27 protein-coding genes, 1 tRNA gene and 2 pseudogenes are annotated in these 24,851 nt (G+C 64.5%); 16 read left to right on the top strand and 14 right to left on the bottom strand.

All coding sequences use genetic code 11. The features are described 5' to 3' along the window. From EOA32_RS12660 to EOA32_RS38580, 3 genes and pseudogenes are all read left to right on the top strand, one after another. Positions 1 to 485 (top strand): annotated as a pseudogene (locus EOA32_RS12660) (peptidase M15); the annotation flags it as partial. A gap of 103 nt (positions 486 to 588) precedes the next feature. Next, positions 589 to 662: transfer RNA gene (locus EOA32_RS12655), tRNA-Gln, on the top strand. A 121-nt stretch (positions 663 to 783) separates the two neighbouring features. Next, positions 784 to 960, top strand: coding sequence for a hypothetical protein (locus tag EOA32_RS38580; protein ID WP_082980697.1), 177 nt, complete (start codon positions 784 to 786; stop codon positions 958 to 960). A 112-nt stretch (positions 961 to 1,072) separates the two neighbouring features. On the opposite strand, the gene EOA32_RS12650 is transcribed toward EOA32_RS38580, so the two are convergent. Then, positions 1,073 to 1,708: a 2-dehydro-3-deoxy-phosphogluconate aldolase gene (locus EOA32_RS12650; RefSeq protein WP_067002491.1), complete on the bottom strand. Its 636-nt coding sequence runs from the start codon at positions 1,706 to 1,708 to the stop codon at positions 1,073 to 1,075. A 142-nt stretch (positions 1,709 to 1,850) separates the two neighbouring features. Between EOA32_RS12650 and EOA32_RS12645 the strand changes: the two genes are divergently transcribed. The 3 genes from EOA32_RS12645 to EOA32_RS12635 all read left to right on the top strand — a co-directional run bounded on the left by EOA32_RS12645 (position 1,851) and on the right by EOA32_RS12635 (position 4,641). After that, positions 1,851 to 2,780 carry a rhodanese-related sulfurtransferase gene (locus EOA32_RS12645; RefSeq protein ID WP_128371932.1) on the top strand — a complete coding sequence of 310 codons (930 nt, stop codon included), beginning with the start codon at positions 1,851 to 1,853 and terminating at the stop codon, positions 2,778 to 2,780. Between the two features lie 121 nt (positions 2,781 to 2,901). Next, complete coding sequence (locus tag EOA32_RS12640) at positions 2,902 to 3,609, top strand: tellurite resistance TerB family protein (protein WP_067002750.1); 708 nt, start codon at positions 2,902 to 2,904, stop codon at positions 3,607 to 3,609. A gap of 279 nt (positions 3,610 to 3,888) precedes the next feature. Continuing rightward, positions 3,889 to 4,641, top strand: a complete 753-nt coding sequence (locus tag EOA32_RS12635; protein WP_128371931.1) for an SDR family oxidoreductase — start codon at positions 3,889 to 3,891, stop codon at positions 4,639 to 4,641. 13 nt (positions 4,642 to 4,654) lie between these two features. Here the strand turns inward: EOA32_RS12635 and EOA32_RS12630 are convergent. Further along, positions 4,655 to 5,840, bottom strand: a pseudogene (locus tag EOA32_RS12630) (pyridoxal phosphate-dependent aminotransferase). Positions 5,841 to 5,923: 83 nt separating this feature from the next. Between EOA32_RS12630 and EOA32_RS12625 the strand changes: the two are divergent. Genes EOA32_RS12625 through denD form a run of 4 tightly spaced genes read left to right on the top strand, consistent with a single transcriptional unit; the run spans position 5,924 to position 8,830 of the window. Then, entirely contained in the window at positions 5,924 to 6,610 is a 687-nt protein-coding gene (locus tag EOA32_RS12625) for a GNAT family protein (RefSeq protein ID WP_128371930.1), read from the top strand. Positions 6,611 to 6,623: 13 nt separating this feature from the next. Continuing rightward, positions 6,624 to 7,604, top strand: coding sequence for a cation diffusion facilitator family transporter (locus EOA32_RS12620; RefSeq protein WP_095777136.1), 981 nt, complete (start codon positions 6,624 to 6,626; stop codon positions 7,602 to 7,604). Between the two features lie 43 nt (positions 7,605 to 7,647). Further along, entirely contained in the window at positions 7,648 to 7,854 is a 207-nt protein-coding gene (locus EOA32_RS12615) for a hypothetical protein (protein WP_095777137.1), read from the top strand. Position 7,855: 1 nt separating this feature from the next. After that, the gene (gene denD, locus EOA32_RS12610) at positions 7,856 to 8,830 is read left to right on the top strand and encodes a D-erythronate dehydrogenase (RefSeq protein WP_128371929.1); all 975 of its coding nucleotides are present in this window, start codon (positions 7,856 to 7,858) and stop codon (positions 8,828 to 8,830) included. Positions 8,831 to 8,845: 15 nt separating this feature from the next. Here denD and EOA32_RS12605 read toward each other — a convergent pair whose 3' ends face one another. The 4 genes from EOA32_RS12605 to EOA32_RS12590 form a co-directional block, all read right to left on the bottom strand. Further along, positions 8,846 to 10,063 (bottom strand): nickel/cobalt transporter, encoded by a 1,218-nt coding sequence (locus tag EOA32_RS12605; protein WP_128371928.1) that lies wholly within the window; start codon positions 10,061 to 10,063, stop codon positions 8,846 to 8,848. 6 nt (positions 10,064 to 10,069) lie between these two features. Beyond that, on the bottom strand, positions 10,070 to 10,738 hold the full coding sequence (locus EOA32_RS12600) for a DUF1007 family protein (protein WP_095777358.1): 669 nt from the start codon (positions 10,736 to 10,738) through the stop codon (positions 10,070 to 10,072). A 181-nt stretch (positions 10,739 to 10,919) separates the two neighbouring features. Beyond that, complete coding sequence (locus EOA32_RS12595) at positions 10,920 to 11,819, bottom strand: LysR family transcriptional regulator (RefSeq protein ID WP_067002475.1); 900 nt, start codon at positions 11,817 to 11,819, stop codon at positions 10,920 to 10,922. Positions 11,820 to 11,821: 2 nt separating this feature from the next. Then, a complete protein-coding gene (locus tag EOA32_RS12590) occupies positions 11,822 to 13,021 on the bottom strand; it encodes an amidase (protein WP_128371927.1) in 1,200 nt (399 codons plus the stop codon). 539 nt (positions 13,022 to 13,560) lie between these two features. On the opposite strand from EOA32_RS12590, the gene odc2 reads away from it, so the two are divergent. Both odc2 and EOA32_RS12580 read left to right on the top strand, forming a co-directional pair. After that, positions 13,561 to 14,694 carry an ornithine/lysine decarboxylase gene (gene odc2, locus EOA32_RS12585; protein ID WP_067002471.1) on the top strand — a complete coding sequence of 378 codons (1,134 nt, stop codon included), beginning with the start codon at positions 13,561 to 13,563 and terminating at the stop codon, positions 14,692 to 14,694. A gap of 329 nt (positions 14,695 to 15,023) precedes the next feature. Next, entirely contained in the window at positions 15,024 to 15,518 is a 495-nt protein-coding gene (locus tag EOA32_RS12580; RefSeq protein ID WP_128371934.1) for an N-acetyltransferase, read from the top strand. 83 nt (positions 15,519 to 15,601) lie between these two features. Here the strand turns inward: EOA32_RS12580 and EOA32_RS12575 are convergent, their stop codons facing one another. From EOA32_RS12575 to EOA32_RS12560, 4 genes are all read right to left on the bottom strand, one after another. Then, positions 15,602 to 15,886 carry an SCP2 sterol-binding domain-containing protein gene (locus EOA32_RS12575; protein WP_067002744.1) on the bottom strand — a complete coding sequence of 95 codons (285 nt, stop codon included), beginning with the start codon at positions 15,884 to 15,886 and terminating at the stop codon, positions 15,602 to 15,604. A 203-nt stretch (positions 15,887 to 16,089) separates the two neighbouring features. Further along, positions 16,090 to 16,614 (bottom strand): hypothetical protein, encoded by a 525-nt coding sequence (locus tag EOA32_RS12570; RefSeq protein ID WP_095830749.1) that lies wholly within the window; start codon positions 16,612 to 16,614, stop codon positions 16,090 to 16,092. A 31-nt stretch (positions 16,615 to 16,645) separates the two neighbouring features. Then, on the bottom strand, positions 16,646 to 17,068 hold the full coding sequence (locus EOA32_RS12565; protein ID WP_067325992.1) for a hypothetical protein: 423 nt from the start codon (positions 17,066 to 17,068) through the stop codon (positions 16,646 to 16,648). Between the two features lie 8 nt (positions 17,069 to 17,076). After that, entirely contained in the window at positions 17,077 to 17,646 is a 570-nt protein-coding gene (locus EOA32_RS12560; RefSeq protein WP_245434833.1) for a rod-binding protein, read from the bottom strand. A 223-nt stretch (positions 17,647 to 17,869) separates the two neighbouring features. Between EOA32_RS12560 and EOA32_RS12555 the strand changes: the two genes are divergently transcribed. Next, positions 17,870 to 18,457 (top strand): transglutaminase-like cysteine peptidase, encoded by a 588-nt coding sequence (locus EOA32_RS12555; protein WP_245418651.1) that lies wholly within the window; start codon positions 17,870 to 17,872, stop codon positions 18,455 to 18,457. 118 nt (positions 18,458 to 18,575) lie between these two features. Here EOA32_RS12555 and EOA32_RS12550 read toward each other — a convergent pair whose 3' ends face one another. From EOA32_RS12550 to flhA, 3 genes are read right to left on the bottom strand one after another with little or no spacing between them, the layout of a single operon-like run. Next, positions 18,576 to 18,959 carry a hypothetical protein gene (locus EOA32_RS12550; RefSeq protein ID WP_067325997.1) on the bottom strand — a complete coding sequence of 128 codons (384 nt, stop codon included), beginning with the start codon at positions 18,957 to 18,959 and terminating at the stop codon, positions 18,576 to 18,578. A 5-nt stretch (positions 18,960 to 18,964) separates the two neighbouring features. After that, on the bottom strand, positions 18,965 to 19,717 hold the full coding sequence (gene fliR, locus EOA32_RS12545) for a flagellar biosynthetic protein FliR (protein WP_067326000.1): 753 nt from the start codon (positions 19,715 to 19,717) through the stop codon (positions 18,965 to 18,967). Beyond that, the gene (flhA, locus tag EOA32_RS12540; protein ID WP_067326003.1) at positions 19,714 to 21,801 is read right to left on the bottom strand and encodes a flagellar biosynthesis protein FlhA; all 2,088 of its coding nucleotides are present in this window, start codon (positions 21,799 to 21,801) and stop codon (positions 19,714 to 19,716) included. The genes fliR and flhA overlap by 4 nt, the downstream gene beginning before the upstream one ends. 121 nt (positions 21,802 to 21,922) lie before the next feature. Here flhA and EOA32_RS12535 point away from each other — a divergent pair, with 121 nt between their 5' ends. Beyond that, entirely contained in the window at positions 21,923 to 22,222 is a 300-nt protein-coding gene (locus tag EOA32_RS12535) for a putative quinol monooxygenase (protein WP_095777146.1), read from the top strand. On the opposite strand, the gene EOA32_RS12530 is transcribed toward EOA32_RS12535, so the two are convergent. Beyond that, on the bottom strand, positions 22,219 to 22,689 hold the full coding sequence (locus EOA32_RS12530) for a MarR family transcriptional regulator (protein ID WP_128371926.1): 471 nt from the start codon (positions 22,687 to 22,689) through the stop codon (positions 22,219 to 22,221). The two genes, EOA32_RS12535 and EOA32_RS12530, sit on opposite strands and share 4 nt — an antisense overlap. Before the next feature lie 62 nt (positions 22,690 to 22,751). Here EOA32_RS12530 and EOA32_RS12525 point away from each other — a divergent pair, with 62 nt between their 5' ends. Continuing rightward, a complete protein-coding gene (locus tag EOA32_RS12525) occupies positions 22,752 to 23,480 on the top strand; it encodes an NAD(P)-dependent oxidoreductase (RefSeq protein WP_128371933.1) in 729 nt (242 codons plus the stop codon). A gap of 321 nt (positions 23,481 to 23,801) precedes the next feature. Further along, positions 23,802 to 24,851: chloride channel protein (locus tag EOA32_RS12520; protein WP_189407109.1), on the top strand; the 1,050-nt coding region annotated here is incomplete at its 3' end.

Below are 24,851 nucleotides of genomic sequence, written 5' to 3'. Positions count from 1 at the left end.
TGCTCGAGCAGGCCAGCGCGACCACCGTGGCCGGCTCGAGCGGGGCCGAATACGAAGTCGCTTCGCTGACTGCGCCGGAGCCACGCTCGGCATTCAACGATCCGTCGGGTCTCGATGCAGCTTCGCCGCGTCAAGCCATTGCCGCACGCCCCGCCGGCACCGATCCGGCGCAGGCGATCGGCGCCGGCGTGAAGACGACGCGCAAGGAGGCCAGGGCGTCCGCCAACGACCTGAAGCCCGGCCCGAAGGCAATGGTGGTGGCAACGCCGCCGCAGGCAGCGCGCTGGGCGCTGGGCAGCGGCGACAACATCGCCACCGTTTCCGATCCGACCACGGCACCGCGCTATGCCTACAATATCGTGCACACGCCGCCGAGCGAGGTCTACACGGCCGGCTTCCAGATGGATGCGCAATTGCCGGACCCCAGCCGGTTCACCGGCAACGCGGTGAAGTTCCTTTCGGTCGCCCGCTTCCAGACGAAATAACGAGCCTGCCAATGCCGCAACAGCCGCGTTGAACAACAGCGCGGCTTTTGCTTTTTATCACGGCAGCATAGTTTGAACGGCGCGGGTTTCCCGCGTGGTCTTTTCCCGCTTCGTCTAACGGTAGGACGGCGCCCTTTGAAGGCGTGAATCGTGGTTCGAATCCATGAGCGGGAACCAGCCGGCGGCTGGTTTTCGGCCCGCACCGGCATGCGATCACGCACGCTTAAACTTCTCGTGAGACCGGAACGGGCCGCGCTTTTTCAGGTTAGGATGCGTTCGTTCCAAACTGGGGATATTCATGAAGAAGATTCTATTGGCGTCAGTTCTCGCTTTGGCCGCGGCATCGGCTGCCGTGGCTCCAACGCAGGCCGAAACCGTTATCGTCAAGACCGGCAAGCATCACTGCAGAACCAAGGTGGTCACCCATTGGGTTCACCACCGCAAGGTCGTCGAGAAGGTCAAGGTCTGCCACTGACCGCATGTCCAGCCCTGGAGCGGTTCAGCGTTTGATAGACCGCTGAACCGCTCCAGGTGTTCTTTACACGATCCGCACGGAAGAACCGGTGCCCACTCTTCCTGGAATTGCGTTAGGCGAGCTTGCTCGCCTCGCGCGCCAGGGCTTCGATCTCATCCCATTTGCCGGCCTTGATGAATTCGTCGGGCGCCACCCACGAGCCGCCGACGCAGATGACGTTGGGGAGGCTCAGATAGTCGGCGGCGTTCTTGGCCGTTATGCCGCCGGTCGGGCAGAATTTCACGTCGGCGAGCGGCGAGGCGAAGGCCTTCAGCGATGCGATGCCGCCCGACTGTTCGGCCGGGAAGAATTTCAGGAAGCGCAGGCCGGCTTCGCGCGCAGCCATGATCTCCCCGGGGGTGATGGCGCCGGGCAGCAGCGGCACGGGGCTGTCCTTGGCCGCGTCGAGAAGCTGGCCCGTAATGCCGGGGCTGACGATGAATTTCGAGCCGGCGCGTGCCGCCTCGTCGAACTGCTTGGCATCGAGAATGGTGCCGGCACCGACAACCGCATCCTCGACTTCGGCCGCGACGCGGCGGATCGCTTCCAGCGCATCGGCGGTGCGCAGCGTGATCTCGATCGCCCTCAAGCCGCCGCGCGACAGAGCGCGGGCGAGCGGCACGGCGTCGGCGACATTGGCGATCTTGAGCACCGGGATGACCGGCTGGCCGTTGAGGAGCGACAGGAGCTTTTCGGTCTTGCTGGTCATTGGCTTGTCTCTCCGTTTCGGTCGATTTCAACCGATTAGCAGAAGGCGTATTCCGAGTCCACGAAGGCGGGCGTGTCGCAATGTCACGCGGCCCGTCCGCTCCGCCTTGAAACGGCTTTCAGCACGGTCTAGTGGCATGGGCATGACAACAACCAAGGAAATTCAGCCGGTCCGCGTTGCCGCGCTCTACAAGTTTGCGTGGCTCGACAATTACCAAGCGCTGCGCGCGCCGCTTGCCGCCTTCTGCTGCGGACGCGGCATCAAGGGCACGCTGCTTTTGGCGCACGAGGGCATCAACGGCACGGTCGCCGGCAGCGAGGCAGCGATCGCAGCGCTTATCGATCACCTGGAGGCGATCGAAGCGCTTGCCGGCCTGGAAGTGAAATACAGCACCGCCGCCGAGATGCCGTTCCACCGCATGAAGGTGCGGCTGAAGCGCGAGATCGTCACGATGGGCGTCGACGATCTCGATCCGGCGAGCAGCGCCGGCACCTATGTCGCGCCGGCCGATTGGAACGCGCTGATCTCGGACGCCGACACGTTGGTCATCGATACGCGCAACGCCTACGAGGTTTCGATCGGCACCTTCAAGGGCGCGGTCGATCCCAAGACCGCCAGCTTTCGCGAGTTCCCGGGCTGGGTCGAAGAGCACCGCGAGGAGCTCGAAGGCCGCAAGGTGGCGATGTTCTGCACCGGCGGCATTCGCTGCGAGAAGGCGACCGCTTACGTGAAGTCGCTGGGCTTCAGGCAGGTCTTCCATCTCAAGGGCGGCATCCTGAAATATCTCGCAGAGGTGCCGGCCGAAGAGAGCCTATGGCAGGGCGAATGCTTCGTCTTCGACGAGCGGGTATCGGTGTCGCATGGCCTGGCCGAGGGCGAAGCCGAACTCTGCCGCGCCTGCCGCCATCCGCTCACCGTCGAGGACCGGCTCTCGCCGAAATATACGGTCGGCGTCTCATGCCCGCATTGCTTCGAAGCGCGCTCGGACGAGGACCGCGCGCGCTACGCCGAGCGCCATCGCCAGGTGGAACTCGCGCATGCGCGGGGCGCCAAGCGCCACATCGGAAGCTGAGCAGCCCAGGTTTCGTCAAATCATCCGCCCGTTCATTGTAATGTCAATGCGCGGGGCCTACGTCTTGCCGGTCCGAAACCCCGCCCGGGCGCATTCGGCCGGGCCAATTCTGGAGGCATTGATGCTCGACCCCAAGAAGCTGCTCGACGACCTTTTCGGCTCGCAAATTCCCGGCACGGGATCGACCGTTCGCGACAAGGCGGGGCAGGCGGTGCAGATGGCGAAGGACAATCCGCTCGCCGCCGGCGCGCTGGCGGCGGTGCTGCTCGGCACCGGCCCCGGTCGACAGGTGACGGGCGCTGCCATGAAGCTCGGCGGCCTGGCAGCCATTGGCGGCCTCGCCTACAAGGCCTACCAGAACTACAAGGCCGGCAATGTGCCGGCACAAGAACCCGTGGCCGGCGAGCCCGAGTTGCTGCCGCCGCCCAAAGACACCGCCTTCCATCCCTCGCAGGCGCCGCAGGGCGAGGCCGAATTCACGCTGACCCTGGTGCGGGCGATGATCTCCGCAGCCAAGGCGGACGGTCATGTCGATGACGAGGAGCGGCAGAAAATCGCCGACAAGCTCAAGCTCGCCGGCATCGGTGCCGAAGCGGAAAAATTTCTGCTGGATGAGCTTGAACGCCCGCTCGATCTCGACGTCCTGATCACCGGCGCCAAGACCGATGCGCAGAAGGTTGAGCTCTACACCGCCTCGCGCCTTACCATCGATCCCGACACCCGCACGGAGCGCGGCTATCTCGACCTGCTAGCCGGCCGCCTCGGCCTGCCGGACGCGCTGGTCGACCATGTCGAGGCGACGGTCTCGGCGGCGAAGGCGCCGGCTTGAACCGCGCCCGATCCGCGCCAGCAAATTGCCGGTTGGTAAACGGGCATGGGACGTGCTGCTGGCCGTTAATCTTTCGTTAACCCAGCAAGCGCATCATTCTAACCAGTCGGACCGGCTTATCCTCCTCCCAAGCGCGGTTCAGATGAGGGGCGGTCGCCAATGACCGCCCTTTTTGTCGGCTCCGCTTTCTTGCCGACAATAGCCGCTTGCCACGCCCTCCGTCATTTGCGATGCCACGTCTTCTTCCAGCAGTGACGGGGAGCGAGGACGATGACCGCCATGACAGAGAAAACAGCCATCGTAACCGGCGCCGGCACCGGCATCGGCAAGAGCGTCGCCACCACGCTGCTCAAGGCAGGCTGGAGCACCGTGTTCTGCGGCCGCCGCAAGACGCTGCTCGAGGAGGCGATCGCCGAGGCCGGGAAGACCAGCGCCAGGGCGCTTGCCGTTGCATGCGACATCAGCAAGGCCGGCGAAGTCGACGACATGTTCGAGACAGTGGTGGAGGCGTTCGGGCGCGTCGACCTGCTCTTCAACAATGCCGGCATGGGCTACAAGTCGACGCTGATCGACGAGATCCCGGTCGAGGTCTGGAACGATGTCGTCGGCGTCAACCTGACCGGCTCGTTCCTATGCGCCCGTGCCGCCTTCGGCGTCATGCGCCGGCAAAAGCCGATGGGTGGGCGCATCATCAACAATGGCTCGGTGTCGGCCTATGCGCCGCGGCCGGGCTCAGCGCCCTACACGGCGACCAAGCATGCCATCACCGGCCTGACCAAGACCCTGGCGCTCGACGGCCGGCCCTATGACATTGCCTGCGGCCAGATCGACATCGGCAATGCGCTGACCGAGATGGCGCAGGCGATGACCGTCGGCGTGCCGCAGGCCAACGGCTCCATCGCCGCCGAAGCGGTGATAGATGTCCAGCGCGTCGCCGACGCGGTGCTTCACATGGCGAGCCTGCCGCTCGACGCCAATGTGCTGTTCATGACGGTGATGGCGACGAAGATGCCGTTCGTCGGCCGCGGGTGAGGGGGCTGAGGCTCTATTTCGTCAAGAACCCTTCGATCCGCTCCAGCGCTCGCAATATGTTCTCCTCGGAATTGGCGTAGGAAAGCCGGACATAGCCTTCGCCGAGCACGCCGAAATCGGGGCCGCCGATCAGCGCTACGCCGGCATCCTCCAACAGCGCCGAGGCAAGCTTCTTGGCCTTCCAGCCGGTCTTCGAAACATTGGGGAAGGCGTAGAAGGCGCCCTTCGGCGTGATGCAGGAAATGCCGGGGAGCGCGTTCAGCCCTTCGACCACTATCTTCCTGCGGTTGTCGAAGGCGAGCATCATCTTTTCGACATCGTCCTGCGGGCCGTCTATCGCGGCGATGCCGGCATACTGGCTCGGCGCGTTGACGCAGGACCAGCAGTTGACCGCAAGCTTGCGCACCTTGTCGTAGAGATAGGCGCCCTTTTCGCCGTTTGGCCAGATCGACCAGCCCATGCGCCAGCCGGTCATCGCCCAGGTCTTGGACCAGCCGTTGAGCACGATCAGCCTGTCGCGGAGTTCCGGAAAGTTGAGCAGCGAGCAGTGGGTCTCGCCGTCATAGGTCATGACATCGTAGATTTCGTCGGAGAGGATCGCGACCTCAGGGTGCTTCTCCAAGCCCTTCACGAGTTTGGCGATCTCGTCCCGCGCGGTCACGCCGCCGGTCGGATTGGCGGGCGAGTTTAGGATCAGCAGCCTCGTCTTCGGCGTGATCAGCGCCAGCGTCTCTTCCGCCGAGAAGGCAAAGCCGTTCTCCTCGCGAATCGGCACCGGGATTGGAGCAGCACCCGTGAACTCGATCATCGAGCGATAAATCGGAAAGCCGGGATCGGGATAAAGAATCTCCGCCCCCGGCTCGCCGAACATCAGGATCGCGGCGAACATGGTCGGCTTGCCGCCGGGCAAGATCATCACGCTCTCGGGCGATACTTCGACCCCGGTGGTGGTCAGCGTTCGGCGCACGACCGCCTCGCGCGTGGCCAGAAGGCCGTTGGCAGGCGTGTAGCCGTGGTGGCCGTCGCGCAGCGCCTTGATCGCCGCCTCGACGATATGCTGCGGCGTCTTGAAGTCGGGCTGGCCGATGCCGAGGTTGATGATGTCGCGGCCCCTGATGGGCAAGCGCCGTTGCCCGCGCGAGCACCGCAAAGGCATTTTCCTCGCCGAGACGATCGAAGGCCGCGATGGTGTGGAGCATTTTTCCCGTCCCTGTGGTTCTTTCTGTGGGCGAGCGTTTTTGTGAGCGTGCGCCAGGAAAAGTCAAACGGATTGGAGCGGTCGGTGTCGGAAAATCTGAAGAATTGGCAGGCACGCCCGCGGCCCGAACGCAAGGCGCTGGAAGGTCGCTATGTCCGGCTCGAGCCGCTGAGCGCGTCAAAGCACGGCGACGGGCTCTTTGAAGCGTCGTCGGTGCCGGATGCCGGTGGCCGCTTCGCCTGGCTGCCGGACTATCCGCCCGAGAACCGCGCCGCCTTCCAGCCATGGCTCGACAAAGTCGAGGCGAGCGAGGATCCGCTGTTCTTCGCCGTCATCGATAAGGCGAGCGGCAAGATCGCCGGACGTCAGACGCTGATGCGGATTGATGCCGCCAACGGCGTCATCGAGATCGGCAACATCTATTGGGGGCCGCTGATTTCGCGCAGGCCGCAGGCGACCGAAGCACAGTTCCTGTTCACCAAATATGCCTTCGACGAGCTCGGCTATCGCCGCTACGAATGGAAATGCAACAACCGCAACGAGCCGTCGAAACGTGCGGCGGAACGTTTCGGTTTCAAGTTCGAAGGCATTTTCCGCCAGCATCTTGTGGTGAAGGGCGAAAACCGCGATACGGCGTGGTATTCGATCATCGACAAGGAGTGGCCGGCGCTGCGCAAGGCCTATGAGGCCTGGCTCGATCCGGCGAATTTCGATGGCGAGGGCCGCCAAAAGCGACGGCTCGAGGATTTCCGCGCCGAGTCCGGCGCGTAGCAGGAGTTGCGCGATGGCGCATGATCACGGCTCACACGGCCACAGGCACGGCGCCGATCACGTGCACGGGTCGACCGACAAGAAGCGCGTTCTCGTCGCGGGCTGCCTGACAGCGGGCTTCATGATCGCGGAGGCGCTCGGCGGCTTGCTCACCGGCTCGCTGGCGCTGCTTGCGGATGCCGGCCATATGCTGGCGGACGCGATCGCGCTCGGTCTCGCCTGGTATGCCTTCCACCTCACCGGACGTCCCGCCACCGGGCGTCTCACCTACGGCTTCGCTCGCGTGAAGACGCTGGTCGCATACACCAACGGCATCGCCATTTTCGTCATCGCGCTTTGGATCGTCTACGAGGCCTGGGGGCGGCTGATGCACCCGGCGCCGGTGCTGGGCGGGCCGATGCTGGTGGTGGCGGTCGCCGGCCTGCTGGTCAACGTCGCCTCCTTCTTCGCGCTGCATGGCGGCGACCGCGAGAGCCTCAACATGCGCGGCGCCATACTGCATGTGCTGGGCGACCTGCTTGGCTCGGCCGCGGCAATCGCTGCGGCCCTCATCATCCTCGCCACCGGCTGGACGCCAATCGATCCGATCCTCTCCGTGCTGGTGGCGCTGCTGATCCTGTCGACGGCGTGGTCGCTGATGCGCGAGGCCGCCCATGTGCTGCTCGAAGGCGTGCCGGCAAGCCTCGACCGCGATCTCATCGCCAAGGATCTGGAAGCCGCGGTCAAGGGCGTGCGGGAGGTGCATCACATGCATGTCTGGTCGCTCGACGGCACCAGCAACATGGCGACGCTGCATGCCTGCCTGAATGACGGCGTCGATGCGCATGCTGCGGTGAGCGCCATCAAGAAGCGGCTTGCGGCGAAGCACGGGATCGATCATGCAACGGTGGAGCCCGAGTTCGGCCTGTGCGCCGACAGCCATGACGAGCACGATCATCACCATGATCACGACCATGCGCATGATGCGCCTCGCGATCGCCGCCACTATCACTGAGCCGGGCGATGCCTTTGAGTTGCCTCGGAGCGAAGGGTGAATAATGGACCGCGAGACGCGCAACGCGGCGATCGCCGCGGCCTGGATACTGCTCCTGTTCGGCCTCGCCGCCTATTTCCTGCCGACCATCATGCTGGCCGCCGGCAAGGTCTCGACGGTCCTTGCGGTCGTCATCGCCGCGCTCTTCATGGTGGGGCTGTTCGTCGTCCTGTGGCTGCGCGGACGCAGCCAACGCAAGAAGGGTCTATGAGATGAGAGTTCTGATTACCGGCGCCGCCGGCATGGTTGGCCGCAAGCTGATCGCAAGGCTGGCCAAGGACGGTGTGCTGCGCGGGCGCAAAATAACCGCGCTCGATCTGCATGATATCGTGCCGCCGCAGGCGCCGACGCTCGCCGGAGTCGATGTCTCGATCCGCACCGGCGATCTTTCCACGCCCGGTGCGACGGCCAAGCTCGTTGCTTCCCGCCCGGACGTGATTTTCCATCTCGCCGGCATCGTTTCCGGCGAGGCGGAGGCCAATTTCGACCTCGGCTACCGTGTCAATCTCGACGGCACACGCGCTTTGTTCGACGCGGTGCGGGTGGCGGGCTTCGCGCCGCGCCTTGTCTTCACCTCGTCGATCGCGGTGTTCGGCGCGCCGTTCCCGGATGTCATCCCGGACGAGTTCCATCCGACGCCGCTCACCTCCTACGGCACGCAGAAGCTGATCAGTGAGGCGCTGCTTGCCGACTACTCGCGGCGCGGATTCTTCGACGGCATCGGCATCCGGCTGCCCACCATCTGCGTACGGCCGGGCAAGCCGAACAAGGCGGCGTCGAGCTTCTTCTCAGGGATCATCCGCGAGCCGCTCAGCGGCCAGGAGGCGATCCTGCCGGTGCCGCGCTCGGTGCTGCACACGCATGCCAGCCCGCGATCGGCGGTGAATTTCCTGATCCATGCGGCCGAAATCGATGGCGATAAGGTCGGGCCGCGGCGCAATCTCACCATGCCCGGCGTGGCGGTCACGGTTGGCGAGCAGATCGAAGCGCTCGGGCGCATAGCCGGCGCCGAGGTGGTCAAACGGATCCGCGAGCAGCCCGACGAAACGATCTGGGCGATCGTCAGAGGCTGGCCGACGCGCTTCGAGGCGCGCCGCTCGCGGGAACTGGGTTTTGTCGCCGAGAAGAATTTTGACGAGATCATCCGCGCCCATATCGAGGACGAACTCGACGGAAAGATCGGGTGACAGTTTCGGTCGGCTTCAGACGCCGCCCGTCAGGCTGGCCGACAAGAGCAGCAGGCCAACGAGGAAGATGAAGGCGGCGCCGCCGATCTCGACGATCGAATGGATGCGGTTGCCGATGCGTCCGTCGCCGGCGAAATAGACAGCCCAGTTCTTGGCCGTCACCGCGATCGTCGCCAGCGCTGAGACGGTGATCGCGGTGCCGATCGACATGGCGAGCACCGAGAGCAGGCCGCCGAGCCAGAGGCCGTTGAGGAGCGCGAAGCTCAGCACGATCAGCGCGCCGGAGCAAGGGCGGATGCCGACGGCGGCCACCGCCGACCAGGCGGTCTTCCAGTCGAAGCGATCGCCCGAAAGCAGCGCCGGATCCGGCGCGTGCGAATGGCCGCAGGTATCGCAGACGTCGCCCGGGCCGTGGTGATGATGCCCAGCGTGAGCATGGTCGTGCGCCGCGTGGTCGTGATCATGCGCCTTGTGATCAGTCGCCTCATCGCTGTGCGCATGCGAATGCGCGGCATGATCATGGTCGTGATGCGCGTGCGAGTGCGTCGAGTGGGCATGCGCGGAATGCGAATGGGAGTGGGAATGACCGGCATGGGAATGCGCGTGAGCATGCGAGTGCCCGCTACGCGAGTGGCCGGCATGGGCCGCCGACAGGCTGTAGGCCGGACCGGCGCCGAACCGCCGAAGAATGGCCGGGCCCGCCTTGCGCCACAGTAGCCAGGCGCCGAACAGCGTCACCAGCACATAACTGGAGATCTCAAGAAACCATGCCGCGTCGGTCATCGACACCGCCGTGCCGCGCAGCACGAAATAGGCAAGCATCATGACGACGACCGCGGTCAGCCCCTGCAGCAGCGCCGAGACGAAGGACAGCATGATCCCGCGCTTCAGCGCCACTTCGTTGGCGACCATGTAGGACGAAATCACCGCCTTGCCGTGGCCGGGCCCGGCGGCGTGGAAAATGCCGTAGGCGAAGGACAGGCCGACCAGCAGCCAGAGCTTGCTGCCGTCCTGGCGCATGGCTTTCATCGCGGCCGCCAGCGAATGGTAGAATTCCTGCTGCCTGAGATTGATCCACATCAGGATATGGGCGAACGGACCCGTCGTGCTCGGCGCCATGCCGTCATTGGTGCCGATGCCGAGCGAGCTCTGGGCATGAGCGACGCCGGGTAGATGCGTCATGACCAAAGTGGCGGCCGCGAGGCCGAGCGCCAGGCGCAGCGACGGTTTCATCACCGATTATCCTTCCGGCGGACAGTTCAGTTCGAGCTTGGTGGCGAAGATCTTGCTCATGTCGGTGCCCGTCGGATCGTTGAAGAACGCTTCCGTTAGGGTCTTCTGGTTTTCCTTGATCGCTTCGTCCGGATCGGGACGGATCACCTTCTTGGTGCAATTCGCGGGCAATCCCTCAACGGTGAGGTTGGCGTCGTCGGTGAAGTCGATCGCCGTGTAGAAGGTCGGATCGTAGACGCCGATGTCGATCTTGCCGGCGAGCTTGATCGGCGTCTTCGGCTGCGACTCGAACAGAATGATCAGCTGGTCGTTGTCGAAGCTCGCCATCAGATGCGGCGGAGGGACCATGGGCACGTCCTTGCCGTCCTGCGTGACCAGCTGGAAATAGTTGAACTCGGCCAGCGAGGAATGGACGGTGTCGGCCACTTCCTTGAGCTCTTTGTCGTCAAGCTTCAGATCGGAGTTCTTGTCGAACTCCATCATCACTGTACTCGAAAACAGATCGTCGAAGCGCCAAAGGTGGCGCAGCGCCGTCACACTTTGGTGATCCGCGCTGAGGATGACGTCGAGGCGAGCCTCGGCGAAGACGTGCGGGTGCACCTGGGCGGGCTCTACCGCGGCAAAGGTGGCCGCAATTGCCGAAGCCAGTACGATTGCTTGCCGTTTCAGGTGCATTCCGGGCCGCGATTCCATCGACTTTGGGAGTGGGCTCCGAGAGTTAACAGAAAGGGGGCGAAATTGGGACGCGCTCTCGGAGAGCGTTGCGCTCTTTCCAGATTCGCTCGATGCGCTTTTAGGCTCTGATTCTGCGCATGTCCTTGTGCCGAAAACGGTTCCCACCTTCGGGGGACGTGCTTCACGCAGCGTCGCGCGTCCTGAACCAGTGCACCAGGAAATCGACGAAGACACGGACCTTGGCGGGCAAATAGCGGCGATGCGGATAGACCGCGAAGATGCCGCTGCCCGAGAGGATGCGGTCGTCGAGCACCGTCACCAGCTTGCCCGACGCGACTTCGGGCGCAGCGATGAAATCCGGCAGGATGGTGAAGCCCAGGCCCGACACGGCGGCTGCTCTCGCCGCCATCGGACTGTTGACCTCGATCGGCCCCGACACGGTGACGCTCACCGAATCCTCGCCGTCTCCCTTGAAGCGCCAGTTGGCTAAAGAGCGGCCGTTGGTGTCGACGATGCAGGGCATGTTGGAAAGATCCTGCGGGCGCGTCGGGGTGCCATGCTTTGCAAGCAGGTCCGGCGACGCGCAGAGCTTGATCGAAAACGGCCCGAGGCGCCGCGCGATCAGCGACGAGTTCTCCAGCCGCGAAATGCGTACGGCGACATCGAAGCCTTCCTCGACCAGATCGACGAAGCGGTCGTCGAGATGGATGTCGAGAACGATATCCGGATGTTGCTTGGCAAAGTCGATCAGCGACTGGCCAATCGGCGCGTCGGCAAAGGTGCGCGCCGCCGAGAGCTTGATGCGGCCGCGCACGTCGCCGGAAGATTCGCGCACGGCATCGGCCAGGCTGTCGACCTCGCGCACGATTTCGGAGGCGCGCTGATAATAGGTGTGGCCGGCTTCGGTCAGCGAGAACTGCCGCGTCGTGCGGTTCAACAATAGCGCGCCGAGTTCGTCCTCGAGCTCGCGCACATATTTCGACAGCAGCGCCTTGGAACGGCCGATCTTGCGCGCGGCGGCCGAGAAGCCTTCGGCCTCGACCACGTCGATGAAGGCGCGCATGCGGGTCAATGTATCCATGATCAGACCTTTCGGGCCGCGTCCAGAATCGTGCGGCCGAGCCCTATCAGGGCGACGTCGCTGCCGAAAGGGCCGAGCAGCGACAGGCCGAAGGGCGCGCCATCGACGGAACCGAGCGGCAAGGTGATCTGCGGGAAGCCCGACAACCCGGCCAGGCACAAAAGATGCAGCGCCCTTTCGCGATAGGCCTGGAACTGCTCCGGCGTGCTGGTCTTCAGTGGCGCTGCGCCCGGCACGGTCGGCAGAACAAGAAAGCCGTCGTTGCCGAGCAGCTTGCCGAACTCGGAACGGAAGGCTGCCCGACGCGCCGTTTCGGCTTCGACCGTCTTTGGGTCGATCGTGCGGCCGAAGCCGAAACGCTCGTCGACACCCGGACCCAGCCCGTGACCGCCTGCCGAAATCCAGCCGCCATGCACCTGCCAGGCCTCGAAGGCCTGCAGCCGGCGAAAGCACCAGTAGAGATCATCTGGGGACGAGGCGAAGGCGTGTTCGGTTTCGGTCGGCTCGCCGACGACGGCTGCTGCCTGTGCCTTCACCCGCGCATATTCGGCGGCTTCCGTCGGCCCGGAAACAAAGGCATCGAGCCAGCCGATCGACAGCGGGCGGTTGAGCGGATGCTGGTGTGGATCGCGTCCGAGCAGAAGCTTGCCGGCCATTTCGTAAGCTTCTATGTCACCGGCGAACCAGCCGAAGGTGTCGAAGCTCGGCGCGAGCTTCATGGCGCCCTCGAGCGATACCCGGCCGTGACTGGTGCGCAGCCCGATCAACCCGCAGAAGCTCGCCGGCGCGCGGATCGAGCCGCCGGTGTCGGAGCCGACGGCGATGTCGGCAAGGCCGCCGGCGACCGCTGCCGCCGAACCTGACGAGGAGCCGCCGGTCACGCGATCCGGAGCGGCTGCGTTCACCGGAAAGGCGAAATGCGAATTCTGGCCGAACAGCGAGAAGGCGAGCTCGTCGGTTTGCGTCTTGCCGACGAATCGCGCACCGGCATCGAGAATCAACTGCACAGCCTCGGCCGTCCGCGAGGCGGCGTGAGCCTGTTCGAACTTGCGCGGGTTGCCGCAGCCGGTGCGATAGCCGGCGACGTCATAGATGTCCTTCACGGCTAGGCGCAGGCCGGCCAACGGGCCAAATTCCGCATTGGCCACGGGCATTTGACGCAGATCGAGGAAGGCGTTGAGAGGGCCGTGGGTGCCTGGCATTGTTCGATTTCCGAATACGGTCCACAAACATTGTTCGATGCCGCAATTTTTACAACCGGCGCTGACGATTTTTATTGATTGTGAAACCCTTGGCTCTTATATCGCGCTTGCCCAAAGTCGCACGTGCCTGTGGGTGTCCGCCGATCCTCGAATGGTGAGGGCAATCGGTAAGGTAACTGGAGCCAACCCCTCCAGTCGGTCAGTGGCCAACCACAAGACCGAGGACACCTTGAAGCAACGACGGTGCGGGCCTTTCTGGTGTCTGCCGGTCGTCCAAAGACCGGGGTTACTGAAGAGGCACACCTTCATTGCCGGCAGTGCGGACGGGTCCTCCCATCCAAGCCAAGGCAGACAAAGCGAACCGAGGCCGGGCAAGGCCAGGTTCACCGCCGCGAGACGGCGATCCGTGGTTCCGGGGTCTCCACCGGCTGGTTCCATGGATTTTCCGTCCCGCCTTTGTCCACCGCGAGTTCGCGAGGCCGAGCGCCCGCGTCCCGCAGCCTTTGTGCGCGCCGAAAGGCGCAGATGGAGAGACCTCGATGGCCACCCAGCGCATCCTTGACTTTCTCGCCACCCGACGTCCGAACGGTCCCTGCCTCGTCGTCGACCTCGATGTCGTGCGCGACAATTTCCGCGCCTTCGAGAAGGCGTTGCCCGATTCCAAGATCTACTATGCGGTGAAAGCAAACCCGGCGCCGGAGATCCTGCGCCTGCTTGCTGCGATGGGCTCGTCCTTCGACACCGCATCGGTTGCCGAGGTCGAGATGGCGATGGATGCCGGCGCGCCGGCGGATCGCATTTCCTTCGGCAACACCATCAAGAAGGAGCGCGACATTGCGCGCGCCTACCAGCTCGGCATCCGCCTCTACGCGGTGGATTGCGTCGAGGAGGTCGAGAAGATTGCCCGCGCCGCTCCGGGCTCGCGCGTGTTCTGCCGCGTGCTGACCGACGGCGAGGGTGCCGAATGGCCGCTGTCGCGCAAGTTCGGCTGCGTGCCGGCGATGGCCGTCGACGTGCTGCGTCACGCCAAGAGCCTCGGCCTCGACGCCTATGGCGTGTCGTTCCATGTCGGCTCGCAGCAGACCGATCTCTCGGCCTGGGACCGCGCGCTGGGCGATGCCAAGAAGGTGTTCGCCACGCTCGCCGAGGAGGGCATCGTCTTGAAGATGGTCAACATGGGCGGCGGTTTCCCGACCCGTTACCTGAAGGACGTGCCGGCGGCGCAGGCCTATGGGCAGGCGATCTTCTCGGCGCTGCGCAGGCATTTCGGCAACGCGCTGCCCGAGACGATCATCGAGCCGGGCCGCGGCATGGTCGGCAATGCCGGCGTCATCAAGTCGGAAGTCGTGCTGATCTCGAAGAAGGCCGACAATGACAATGTGCGCTGGGTGTTCCTCGACATCGGCAAGTTCGGCGGCCTAGCGGAAACCATGGACGAGGCGATCCGCTATCCGATCGTGACGCCGCGCGACGGATCGGAGACCGCGCCCTGCGTGCTCGCCGGCCCGACCTGCGATTCGGCCGATGTGCTCTACGAGAAGACGCCTTATCCCCTGCCTCTGTCGCTCACCATCGGCGACGAGGTGCTGATCGAAGGTACTGGCGCCTACACGACCACCTATTCGTCGGTCGCCTTCAACGGCTTCGAGCCTCTCCGATCCTACGTGATCTGAAGGCGGGAGCCTTCAGATCACGGCGTGGGTGACATCGCCCGCCGGGGCTCGCTTGTGGAACAGATCTCCGCTCGTGAAGGATCGCGGAAATGGACTTTGCAGATTTCATCATTGAGGGCGCCGCGCGCCGGGTCTCCCCCCTCGAGGGGGAGATGGCCGCGCAGCGGTCAGAGGGGGGCGTCGCGCGTGGAGCGCCAGCGCCGCTTCTCGTCACGCTGGGCGCCGGTATTACATGCGCAACGACCCCCTCTGTCGCCTTTGGCGACATCTCCCGCTCGAGGGGGGAGGTTGCTCCGGGCTTCGGCATCGTTGCCGAAGGCATTGGGGATATGCAGGCTCGCGAAGCGCTGCTCGACCGCGCCATGGGGCCGAAGCGCAGGAAGAAGTCGTCCGAGAAACTGCGGCGTGGCCGCCGGCCGTCGGAAGGCCTGGCCTTTGTCGCGCGCGACCCGTCGGGCGCGGTCGTCGGCACGGTTCGGCTGTGGGATGTGACGCTGGGCGAGGGTGGTCCGGCAGCGCTCCTGCTTGGGCCGCTGGCAGTCGAGCCGGGCCTGAAGAGCGGCGGCATCGGCTCGGCGCTGATGCGGCACGCGATCGGCGAGGCCGCGCGGCTCGGTCATGGCGCGATCCTGCTCGTCGGGGATGCGCCATATTACGGGCGGTTCGGTTTTTCGGCCGATCGCACCGGCTCGCTCGCCATGCCTGGTCCCTATGAGCGGCACCGCCTGCTGGCGCTCGAGCTGAAGGAGGGCTCGCTCGACGCGGCCGCGGGCACGATCAGGGCCGCCGGCCGCAAGGTCAAGGCGCTGGATTTCGTCGCCTGACACTTCGGAGGCATACCGATGCGGCGCCGCGCGTTCAAAAACGCGGCGCCGCATCGCTCTTCCAAAAAGTAGTTGGCTGCCAATCAGCCGAGCAACTGGCTGAGCGCCATGGCGACCGTCATGTCGCCCTCGACCTTCAGCTTGCCGGCCATGAAGGCCATGGTCGGGTTGAGATCGCCGGCGATCAGTGAATCGAGATCGTCGAGCGAGAGCTTGATCGTGCAGTCGGTCGGGGCATCGGCGGTCGAAACGGTCGCGCCGTCGATAACGATGACGCCGTCGCTGCCGGTGTCGAACTTGACCGAGTGCTCGAAGCCGGCGCTTGCCACGCGCGACCTGATCTTGTCGGCAATCTCCTGAACGCCCATGGCGGTTCTCCTCGTTTGGTTGCGTTTGACGCGCACCGGCCTTGGCCGCTGGGCGAGGCGCCGCGTCGCGCGGGAGCGCGGCGACAGCCACCGGCGCATATAGCTTCGGGTTGACGTTTACGTCAACGTGGCCGCCATGCGGCATGTCGCATCACCGGACAAGCATGTGAACCCCTGGCGGTGCCAAGTCGATCCAGAGCCGATCAATGCTCCGGCTGGAACGGCTTGGTCATCGCTTGCGCGGTCTCGCCGGCTGTCTTGCGGCGGCGGATGGCGTTGTCGCGGATTTCGTCCTTGGACAGGAAGTTGACCTGGTCGATCAGCACGTCATGCACCAGCTCGACGCCGACGCGGGCGTTGACGGTCTCGCGGATCGCTTTGCGGAAAGCCTCGAGATCGATCGTGTCCTTCTTGGTGAAATCGATCTGCGGATTGGAATAGAGGTAGGAATAGACCTGATCGGTGATGATCGCCGGCGCCGGGATCGACAGTTTCTTTATCTGATCCGGCTCCACCGTGTAGACGAGTTTGGTGAGAAAATAGCCGTCGATCTTGGCATCGCGGACGAGCGGTACCGAAATGATGTCGGTCTTGACGTAGTCGAGACCGCCCAGCATCGGCTTCGGCGGCTCACCGACGCCGCGCTCGCCCGCCGCCTGGAACGAATAAAACACCGCGCCGAGGGTTACGGCGCAGATCCAAAGCGCTGCGGCGAGGAATTTGATCACCGGATCCTACCTTGCTCCGCAGTCATCTCGTTCAAGCCCGGGCATATCCGAATTCGCCTGCCGAATAGGTGCCGTCGGCATCGGCGCGCTGGATGGCGTTCTTCAACAGCGTGGCGACCTCGTTGACGGCATTGAGATGGGCAAGAATAGCCGCCTCGTTCTTTGCCAGCTTCTGGCGCAACCGCGCCAGCCCTTCGCGATGCTGCTCGAGGAACTCGATCTCATTGGCGCCCTTCAGCGCGCGGGTCAGTTCGTAGAGATAGCGGCTTTTGCGGGCATTCGAGGCCTTGAGGTCGTAGCTGGTGCCGCTGCGGATACCCGCCGTCTCCTCGTCCACCGCCTCCTCGATCCGGCCAATGATGGCGGCGAGGTTGCCAGGCCGTGCAGCTGCGATCGGTGCTTCCGCGGCGGTGGTTCGTGCAGGCAGGTTGGAAAGGTCCGTTTGGTCGGCCATGTAGGTCCCTAGATCTTGATGTCCGTTTTTATGGTTGTGTCGTCACCGGTCATAGACCGGGCGGCCTTACGCTCGAGCTCGTCGACCAGGGAGGTCGAAAGCCTGGTCTGCTGGTCGATCTCGGCTTTCTCCGGTCCGCCCCCAACGGGCCCGACCGGCACCTTGTGTTTGCCGTCCAGATAATGGTCGGCAAGCATCGATCTCGCGATGCCGATCCCGCCATGCGCGGCCATGACATCGGCTACCTTTTCGGCAAGCTGCGATTTCCACATGTCGCCGGCCAGACCCTTGCCGTAAACGCCCTCGGTGTCCTTAGGCATCATGTTCTGGATGAAAGTGGTCAGCACCATCGCCTCGAAGCGCTGGAACTTTTTGGCTGGATTTGCCGCCTCGCCCCTGTCGGCAGCGGCGCGCGAGAGCACCGAGCCCGCCTCGACCGAGGCAGTCTGGTCGATCGAGAAGGTCTCCCCGGCACCGCCAGCCCGCCTCGCGAGTGCTGCCCGCGCGGCCTCGACGTCGGCCGGCTCCGCCGCACGGGCGACGTCCATCACGATGTCGCTGGGAGGTGAAATCGCCAAGAAAGTACTGCCTTTTGCCGGTTTTTGTCCGTTGCACAATGACGCAACAAGCTTGTGGCAGGCTTGCGGGGATGGCGAGGTGCAGTGCAGCGCTCAAATCTTATTTTAGCAGGTATTAATATTTTAACGGTGTTGCCCCGCCGCCGGCGCAATTCGGGGTTTTGAAAACGACTAATTAACCCCGCCCCCTCATCCTCGAGACCACGCCTTGGAGACGTTGATCGTGAAAAGCGATGTCGTGCTGATCGCATTTCTGCTGTCGGTTGCCAGCCCATTTGCCGCCCAGGCCGGAACGGCAATGCAAACCAAAGGCAAGGCGTTCGCACCGCCGGCCTTCTATTCGTTCTGCAGCCGCCAACCCAGCCTCTGCAGCACGGCCGGCGGAACAAAGGTCGTCGCCCTGCGGCCTCAGCTCAGCGCGCAATTGAACGAGATCAACCTTTCGGTCAATTCACGCATTACCGAGGTCAGTGATCGAGCCGTTGTCGGCAAGAACGACGACTGGCGCGTGCCGACCGTGTCCGGCGATTGCGAGGATATCGCGATACTGAAGAAGCTCGAACTGATGAAGCGCGGCTGGCCGGCCTCGGCGCTGCTGTTGACCGTGGCAAGCTATCACGGCGAGGGACACACGGTGCTGACGGTGCGCACCAACGAGGGCGACCTGGTGCTCGACAACCTCACCAGCGCGGTCCGTGATTGGTCCAGCACGCCCTACAACTATTTCGCCCGGCAGGCGCAGGGCAATGGCAGGCGCTGGGAGCGGATCGGGGCGGCCAAGTCGGTCGGCACGACGGCGACCGGCACCTGACAGCCTCGCTCGCCGCCCGCCGGATCCACCGCTCTATCTCCTTGGTTTGACGCAAGTCCGGACGGGAGGCCACGGCGAAGTCGCCGAGCCCAACCGTTTCATGCTTTTCCTGATTGCCCTAGTCATGTCCCCGCTTCTGGGCAATGAGGTCCAGCCGCTCGCGGTCTGAGCGTTCGCGCTCGTCGCGGCGGCGAGCGTCCCTATAGGCGCGCTCGACCATGTTGGTCCGCGCGGTCGCGGCGGCGATCAACGTCGCCTCCTCCCGGGCGCTTTCAAGATTCTGTTTTTGTTGGCCGAGCGCGTTTGCAATCCGGCGATGGTAAAGTTCCGGGAACAGGCCGGCCAGCGAGCTGTCAGCGTCGAAGTGCCCGATGAGTTCCTTTGCTTCCGATTCGGCCGCCGCGGCCGCGGAGAGGAAGCCGGCATGACGGGTTTCGTGCACCGCCTTCAACTGCTCCTGCACCTTGACCAACTTCTTCAGTCTGTCCTTGCGCGAGGCCATCGCGGCTACCTCGCTAGCGTCAGGTCGACAAAGCCGTCGACGAACAACGACAGCAAGGTGCCGATGGCAAAGTAGAAGATGATCAGCCCGCCGGCGATGACGAAGGGCAGCGAGATGAAATACACCGGGATCTGCGGCGTCAGCTTGTTGACGAAGCCGATCGTCAAATTGACCAGAATGGCGTAGGCGACGAAGGGACTGCCGAGCCGGATGACCAGGAAGAAGGCGTCCGACACCGTGTCGGTGACGTCGACCAGCGCCGCCTGCGGGTTGAAGAATACATTGACCGGAGCAACCGTGTAGGAGGCGACCAGCGCGCGCACGATCTCGTGGTCGAAGTCGAAGACGAAAAGCAGGAGCAGCGCCGAGAACGAGATGATGGCGGCGAGCGCAGCCTGCGGCTCCGGCTCCTCGATCGCCGGGCCGCCTGAGCCGCCATAGCCGATCATCATGGCGATGGCGGAGCCCATGAACCGCAGCGCTTCCATATACAGCCTGGTCATGGCGCCGATCAGCCCGCCGACCAGAAGCTCGGAAACGATCATCGGCACCAGAACCTGCGGGCGCGGGTCGACATAGGGATAGATGCGGTCCCAGAGGAAGGCGAGCAGGCCGCCGGTGGCGGCGATCGACACGAACAGCCGGACCTGGAGAGGCACGCGGGCGCTCGACAGGCCGGGCATCAGCATGAAACAGGCGCCGATGCGGCAGAAGGCGAGGAAGGCGGCGATGACGACGCCTTGCGAGAGCGCGTTCACGAGATCGTTCCGAGCACCTTGATTTCGACGCCCTTGGCGATCTCGACGTGGCTGAGCACGGGCAGCGTGGTGAACAGCCGCTCGATGATCATGCGCACATAAGGCCGCGCGTCCGGCGCGGTGACCAGCACGAAGCGCTCGCCGGCTTCGAGATGCTTGCGGATCGCCTTGGTGGCGTCCTGGCCGAATTCCTCGAGCTGGCGCGGATCGATGTCGAACTCGCGCACCTCGCCCTTGGCGTCCCGCTTGAGGCTCTGGTGAAAGGCGAGGTCCCATCGGTTGCCGAGGCGCAGCACCTTGAGCATGCCGCCCTCGGAGAGATCGCCGCAGATCTGCTGCGCCATGCGGATGCGGACATGCTCGACGATCTGCTCGGTGCGGCGCACATGCGGCGCGATCTCGGCGATGGCTTCGATGATCAGGTGCAGGTTGCGGATCGAGACGCGCTCGGCAAGCAGAAGCTTCAGCACCGCCTGCAGGCCGGGATAGGAGATGTGCGAGGTGCAGATCTCGTCGGCGAGCTTGCGGTATTCGGGGTCGAGCCGCTCGAGCAGCGCCTTCATGTCCTTGTAGGACAGAAGCTGCGGCAGGTTGTTGCGGATCACCTCGGAGAGGTGGGTGAGCAGCACCGACATGTTGTCGGCAAAGGTGTAGTTCTCGCGCTTCAGATCTTCGGCGAAGGTTTCCAGCACCGAATAGGCGCGCATGCCGAAAGCCGGCTCGCGGATTTCCTCACCGGGGATGTCCGGCACGCCGCGGGTGCCAAGCAGCACCATGATTTCGCCCACGCGCATCTGGTATTCGGCAACGACGGTGCCGTGGACCTTGATCTGATAGCTCTTCGGCGGGATAGCGAAGTCGTCGGCAACGCGCACCTCCGGCACCACGAACCCATATTGCTGGGCGAATTTCTTGCGCATCTTCGACATGCGGAACACCAGCTCCTGATGTGCGACCAGCAGCCTGGTCGAGAGCTGCTTGCCGATCAGCAGCTCGATCTCGGCAGTCGCAAGCGAGGCCTTGACCGAATTCTTCTCCTCCTCGACCTTGTCGGCCTTCTCCTTGTTCTTCTGCGCTTCGGCTGCCGCCAGCGCGCGGTTGTGGCGCAGCGGGATGACGTAGCCGAGGCCGGCCATGGCGCCGGCAAGGGCAAAGAACGGGAATAGCGGCAGACCGGGCATAAGGCCGAGGATGACGAGCAGCGAGGCCGCGACATAGAGCGCGCGCGGATGCGCGCCGAGCTGGCCGAACACCGCCTGATTGGCGGAGCCCCGCGTGCCGCCCTTGGAGACGAGCATGCCGGCGGCGAGCGAGACGATGAGGGCCGGGATCTGGGTGACGAGGCCGTCGCCGACCGACAGCTTGATGAAGACGTCGGCCGCCTGGCCGAGGCCCATGCCGTGGCGCAGATAGCCGATGGCGATGCCGCCGACGATGTTGATGGCGGTGATGATGAGGCCGGCGATGGCGTCGCCGCGCACGAATTTCGACGCGCCGTCCATCGAGCCGAAGAAGGAGGATTCTTCTTCCAATTCGCGGCGGCGAAGCTGCGCCGTCTTCTCGTCGATCATTCCGGCGGAAAGGTCGGCGTCGATCGACATCTGCTTGCCGGGGATGGCGTCGAGGGTGAAGCGCGCACCGACTTCGGCGATGCGGGTGGCGCCCTTGGTGATGACGATGAAGTTCACCACGATCAGGATCATGAAGACGATGAGGCCGATGACGAAGTCGCTCGACATCACCAGCTTCGAGAAACCCGAGATGACGTAACCGGCGGCATGCGTACCCTCATTGCCATGCGACAGGATCATGCGCGTGGTGGCGATGTTGAGCGAGAGCCTGAGCATCGTGGCGATGAGCAGCACGGTCGGGAAGGAGGAGAAATCCAGCGGCCGCTGGATCCAGAGCGCCACCATCAGGATCAGCACCGAGAGCGCGATCGAGAAGGCAAGGCCGATGTCGATGAGGAAGGCCGGGATCGGCAGGAACAGCACCGCCAGGATGACGACGATGCCGAGCGCGAAGAAAACGTCGCGGCCGTTCTTGGCCGCCAGGCCGGACGGGATTGTTTCGCTGATCGCCATATCGTCCTCGAATCCAGACTTGCCCAGCGCAAAGGCAGGCTCCCGACCTTAACCGGTCAAGCTTGCGCGAAGGTGGGAGAGAGGCTACGGGATTTGAGCCGGCTGGCGAAAGGAAAGGCGCATGCTCCTCATCATCGGCACGATTCGGCTGCCACCCGACAGGCTCGAGCAGGCAAGGCCGGCGATGGAACGAATGATTTCAGCGAGTCGCGCCGAAGCCGGCTGCCTGGCATATTCGTATGCGCAGGATGTTCTCGATCCCGGCCTGATCCATGTCTCGGAAGCGTGGCGGGATCGTGCGGCGCTCGAGTTGCATTTCAAGTCAGCGCACATAGCCGAATGGCGCGCGAGCTGGGCGGAGCTCGGCATTGGGGATCGGAAGCTGACGCTCTATGAAGCGGGTGGGGGTGCTGCGATCTAACCGGCCGCGCCCGCGATCGCGACGGCGACCAGCCAGCGCCGGACGGCGCGCTCGTCGTTGGCCGAAAGTCCGGCGGTCAGCTGGCGTTCAAGCCGCTGCACGCGCTCGCGACATTTCTTCAGCAAGGCACGGCCGCTGTCGCTGAGATCGAGGTGCTGGATGCGCCCGTGCACCGCATGCGGCTTGCGGACCACGGAACCGGCCTTTTCCAGATTGCCGACGATCACGCTCACCGTCTGCGGCGTCAGCACCGCGAGCCGGGCGAGGTCGGCATTGGAGGTGCCTGGATAGGCCGACAGCATGGTCAGCGTCGCGAATTGCGGCTGCGTGACGCCGAACTCATCCAGCGCCCGCTCGACCCGCAGCCTGTAGGCGCCGGCGGCCTGGCGCAGCAGGTAGCCGAGATAACCTTCCTCGCCGCGCTTGCCTTCGCCGGGGGCAGGAATTTCCGGTTTCTGCTTGCGCATGATGTAAGAGCTCTTATATGTTGTTCGAACTCTGATATTATCGCAAGATGGAATGGAAGACGATGGGCTATCGCATCTTTCTTGCTGGTGGTTCCGGCGCGATCGGCCGCCGCCTGATCCCGCAACTGGTCGCTGCCGGCCATCAGGTAGCTGCGACAACGCGCCGGGCCGAGAAGGCCGAGGAGCTCCGCGCGATCGGAGCCAGCCCGGTGGTGATCGATGTGTTCGATGCAGGCGGCCTGCTTGCGGCGGTCGCCGAGGTGAAGCCGGAGGTCGTGATCCATCAGCTTACCGATCTGCCGGCCGGACTCGATCCTAACAAGATGGGCGAGGCGATCGTCGGAAACGCGCGCGTCCGCGACGAGGGGACCCGCAATCTGGTCGAGGCCGCGACGTCGGCCGGCGCCCGTCGCCTGATCGCGCAGAGCATCGCCTGGGCCTATGCGCCCGGACCCGAGCCGCATGCCGAAACCGATCCGCTCGACAGCGGCGCCGAAGGCGGCCGCGGCATCAGCGTCGGCGGCGTGATCGCGCTCGAACGCCAGGTTCTCGAGGGCTCGAGCATGACAGGCATCGTGCTGCGCTATGGACATCTCTATGGTCCCGGCACCGGAGCCGACGCTGCCGCCGACCCGGCGCTGCATGTCGATGCCGCCGCTTATGCGGTGCTGCTTGCCGTCGAGCGCGGTGCGCCGGGCGCCTTCAACATCGCCGAGCCGAACGGCCATGTCGCGACCGACAAGGCCGTCAGCGAACTCGGCTGGCGGCCCGACTTCCGTCTGGCTGTGTGAGGCAGACGGAGGAATTGCCGCCAAAGGACAGACCTGGTTCGAGCCGCCGGGCACGGTGCATCGTTCGCGGAGAAGGCGAGCGCAACGGAGCCGGCGGAGCTGCTGGCGACCTTCGTCGCGAGGGACGATTGCGGGCCGCTGACCATCTTCGATCAGTGACATTTTCCCGTTCTCGCAGCGAGGGTAGCCGGCCCAACCGTCGCTAATCGACGCAACGCCAAAATGGCGCCACAAGCGGTCGGCATTGCGGTTGCCACTCCATGCCGTCGGGCGTATCAGGCGCGGCAGCATCCATCCTCCGCATACCGGCGAGCCGCTCCGTTGCCTGCCATAAACGAACCGCAAGTCTACGCCCGCCGGCTTCGGGCGGTGCTGATCAATTCCATTCCCGTGCTCGAGGCGCGCGGCATCGTCATTGTGCTGATGGCGGGGATGGTCGGCATGATCGCGGGCGCCCTGGTCACCGGCATGAGCGCGCTGGTGCAAGCCATGCACTTCCTGCTCTTTGACGTGCAGCCGGGCGGGCGTCTTTCAGCGATGTTTTCGCTGGCCAGTCCGGTGAAGGCGATGTTTCCGGCGATCGGGGGACTGCTGCTCGGCCTTTCGGTGATCTGGCTGAGAAGGCGGAAGTTCAGAACGCCTGTCGACCCGATCGAAGCCAACGCGCTCTACGGTGGGCGCATGTCGCTCACCGATACGTTCATCATTGTCGGCCAGACCATGATCTCCAGCGGCTTCGGCGCCTCCGTCGGTCTGGAAGCCGGCTATACGCAGGTTGGTTCGGGCATCGCCTCGCGGCTGGCGCGCGCCTTCCGGCTGCGCCGCAATGACGTGCGCATCCTGGTCGGCTGCGGCGCCGCCGGCGCGATCGCTGCCGCTTTCGACGCGCCGTTGACCGGTGCCTTCTACGGCTTCGAACTGGTCATCGGCATCTACTCGGTGGCCAATGTGGCGCCGGTCATGACGGCGGCGATCGCCGCCTCGCTGACGGCTGAGATGTTCGGCGGCGTGCCGTTTCCGCTCGAACTTTCCGGCCTGCCGACGCTGACCGCCAGCCAGTATGTGCCGTTCCTGCTGCTGGGACTGCTCGGTGGGGCGGCGTCCATCGCAATCATGCATCTGGTAAGCCTTATCGAGCGCGTCTTTGTGCGGCTGGCGATCGACGCTTCCGTCAGACCTTTCATCGGCGGCATCGTTGTCGGGCTGCTAGGGCTGGTCACGCCGCAGGTGCTGTCCAGCGGACACGGCGCGCTCCACCGCGAGTTCGCCATGAACTACGCGCTTCCCGTGGTGGCCAGCGTCTTCGTGCTGAAGCTTGCTGCCTCGGCGATCTCGCTCGGCTCCGGTTTCCGCGGCGGTCTGTTCTTCGCC

This window comes from Mesorhizobium sp. M1A.F.Ca.ET.072.01.1.1, assembly GCF_004023325.1.
GTDB lineage: Bacteria > Pseudomonadota > Alphaproteobacteria > Rhizobiales > Rhizobiaceae > Mesorhizobium.
This window is presented reverse-complemented; position numbering and strand designations above follow the sequence as displayed.

What these genes read in the sequence shown, in the direction of transcription:
- EOA32_RS12640 (WP_067002750.1), top strand. Translation starts at nt 2,902, where the DNA reads ATGCTCGACCCCAAGAAGCTGCTCGACGACCTTTTCGGCTCGCAAATT.
- EOA32_RS12635 (WP_128371931.1), top strand. Translation starts at nt 3,889, where the DNA reads ATGACAGAGAAAACAGCCATCGTAACCGGCGCCGGCACCGGCATCGGC.
- EOA32_RS12535 (WP_095777146.1), top strand. Translation starts at nt 21,923, where the DNA reads ATGCTCCTCATCATCGGCACGATTCGGCTGCCACCCGACAGGCTCGAG.
- EOA32_RS12600 (WP_095777358.1), bottom strand. Translation starts at nt 10,738, where the DNA reads ATGCACCTGAAACGGCAAGCAATCGTACTGGCTTCGGCAATTGCGGCC.
- EOA32_RS38580 (WP_082980697.1), top strand. Translation starts at nt 784, where the DNA reads ATGAAGAAGATTCTATTGGCGTCAGTTCTCGCTTTGGCCGCGGCATCG.
- EOA32_RS12590 (WP_128371927.1), bottom strand. Translation starts at nt 13,021, where the DNA reads ATGCCAGGCACCCACGGCCCTCTCAACGCCTTCCTCGATCTGCGTCAA.
- EOA32_RS12650 (WP_067002491.1), bottom strand. Translation starts at nt 1,708, where the DNA reads ATGACCAGCAAGACCGAAAAGCTCCTGTCGCTCCTCAACGGCCAGCCG.
- EOA32_RS12620 (WP_095777136.1), top strand. Translation starts at nt 6,624, where the DNA reads ATGGCGCATGATCACGGCTCACACGGCCACAGGCACGGCGCCGATCAC.
- EOA32_RS12530 (WP_128371926.1), bottom strand. Translation starts at nt 22,689, where the DNA reads ATGCGCAAGCAGAAACCGGAAATTCCTGCCCCCGGCGAAGGCAAGCGC.
- odc2 (WP_067002471.1), top strand. Translation starts at nt 13,561, where the DNA reads ATGGCCACCCAGCGCATCCTTGACTTTCTCGCCACCCGACGTCCGAAC.
- EOA32_RS12550 (WP_067325997.1), bottom strand. Translation starts at nt 18,959, where the DNA reads ATGGCCTCGCGCAAGGACAGACTGAAGAAGTTGGTCAAGGTGCAGGAG.
- EOA32_RS12645 (WP_128371932.1), top strand. Translation starts at nt 1,851, where the DNA reads ATGACAACAACCAAGGAAATTCAGCCGGTCCGCGTTGCCGCGCTCTAC.
- denD (WP_128371929.1), top strand. Translation starts at nt 7,856, where the DNA reads ATGAGAGTTCTGATTACCGGCGCCGCCGGCATGGTTGGCCGCAAGCTG.
- EOA32_RS12525 (WP_128371933.1), top strand. Translation starts at nt 22,752, where the DNA reads ATGGGCTATCGCATCTTTCTTGCTGGTGGTTCCGGCGCGATCGGCCGC.
- flhA (WP_067326003.1), bottom strand. Translation starts at nt 21,801, where the DNA reads ATGGCGATCAGCGAAACAATCCCGTCCGGCCTGGCGGCCAAGAACGGC.
- EOA32_RS12615 (WP_095777137.1), top strand. Translation starts at nt 7,648, where the DNA reads ATGGACCGCGAGACGCGCAACGCGGCGATCGCCGCGGCCTGGATACTG.
- EOA32_RS12595 (WP_067002475.1), bottom strand. Translation starts at nt 11,819, where the DNA reads ATGGATACATTGACCCGCATGCGCGCCTTCATCGACGTGGTCGAGGCC.
- EOA32_RS12575 (WP_067002744.1), bottom strand. Translation starts at nt 15,886, where the DNA reads ATGGGCGTTCAGGAGATTGCCGACAAGATCAGGTCGCGCGTGGCAAGC.
- EOA32_RS12565 (WP_067325992.1), bottom strand. Translation starts at nt 17,068, where the DNA reads ATGGCCGACCAAACGGACCTTTCCAACCTGCCTGCACGAACCACCGCC.
- EOA32_RS12580 (WP_128371934.1), top strand. Translation starts at nt 15,024, where the DNA reads ATGCAGGCTCGCGAAGCGCTGCTCGACCGCGCCATGGGGCCGAAGCGC.
- EOA32_RS12605 (WP_128371928.1), bottom strand. Translation starts at nt 10,063, where the DNA reads ATGAAACCGTCGCTGCGCCTGGCGCTCGGCCTCGCGGCCGCCACTTTG.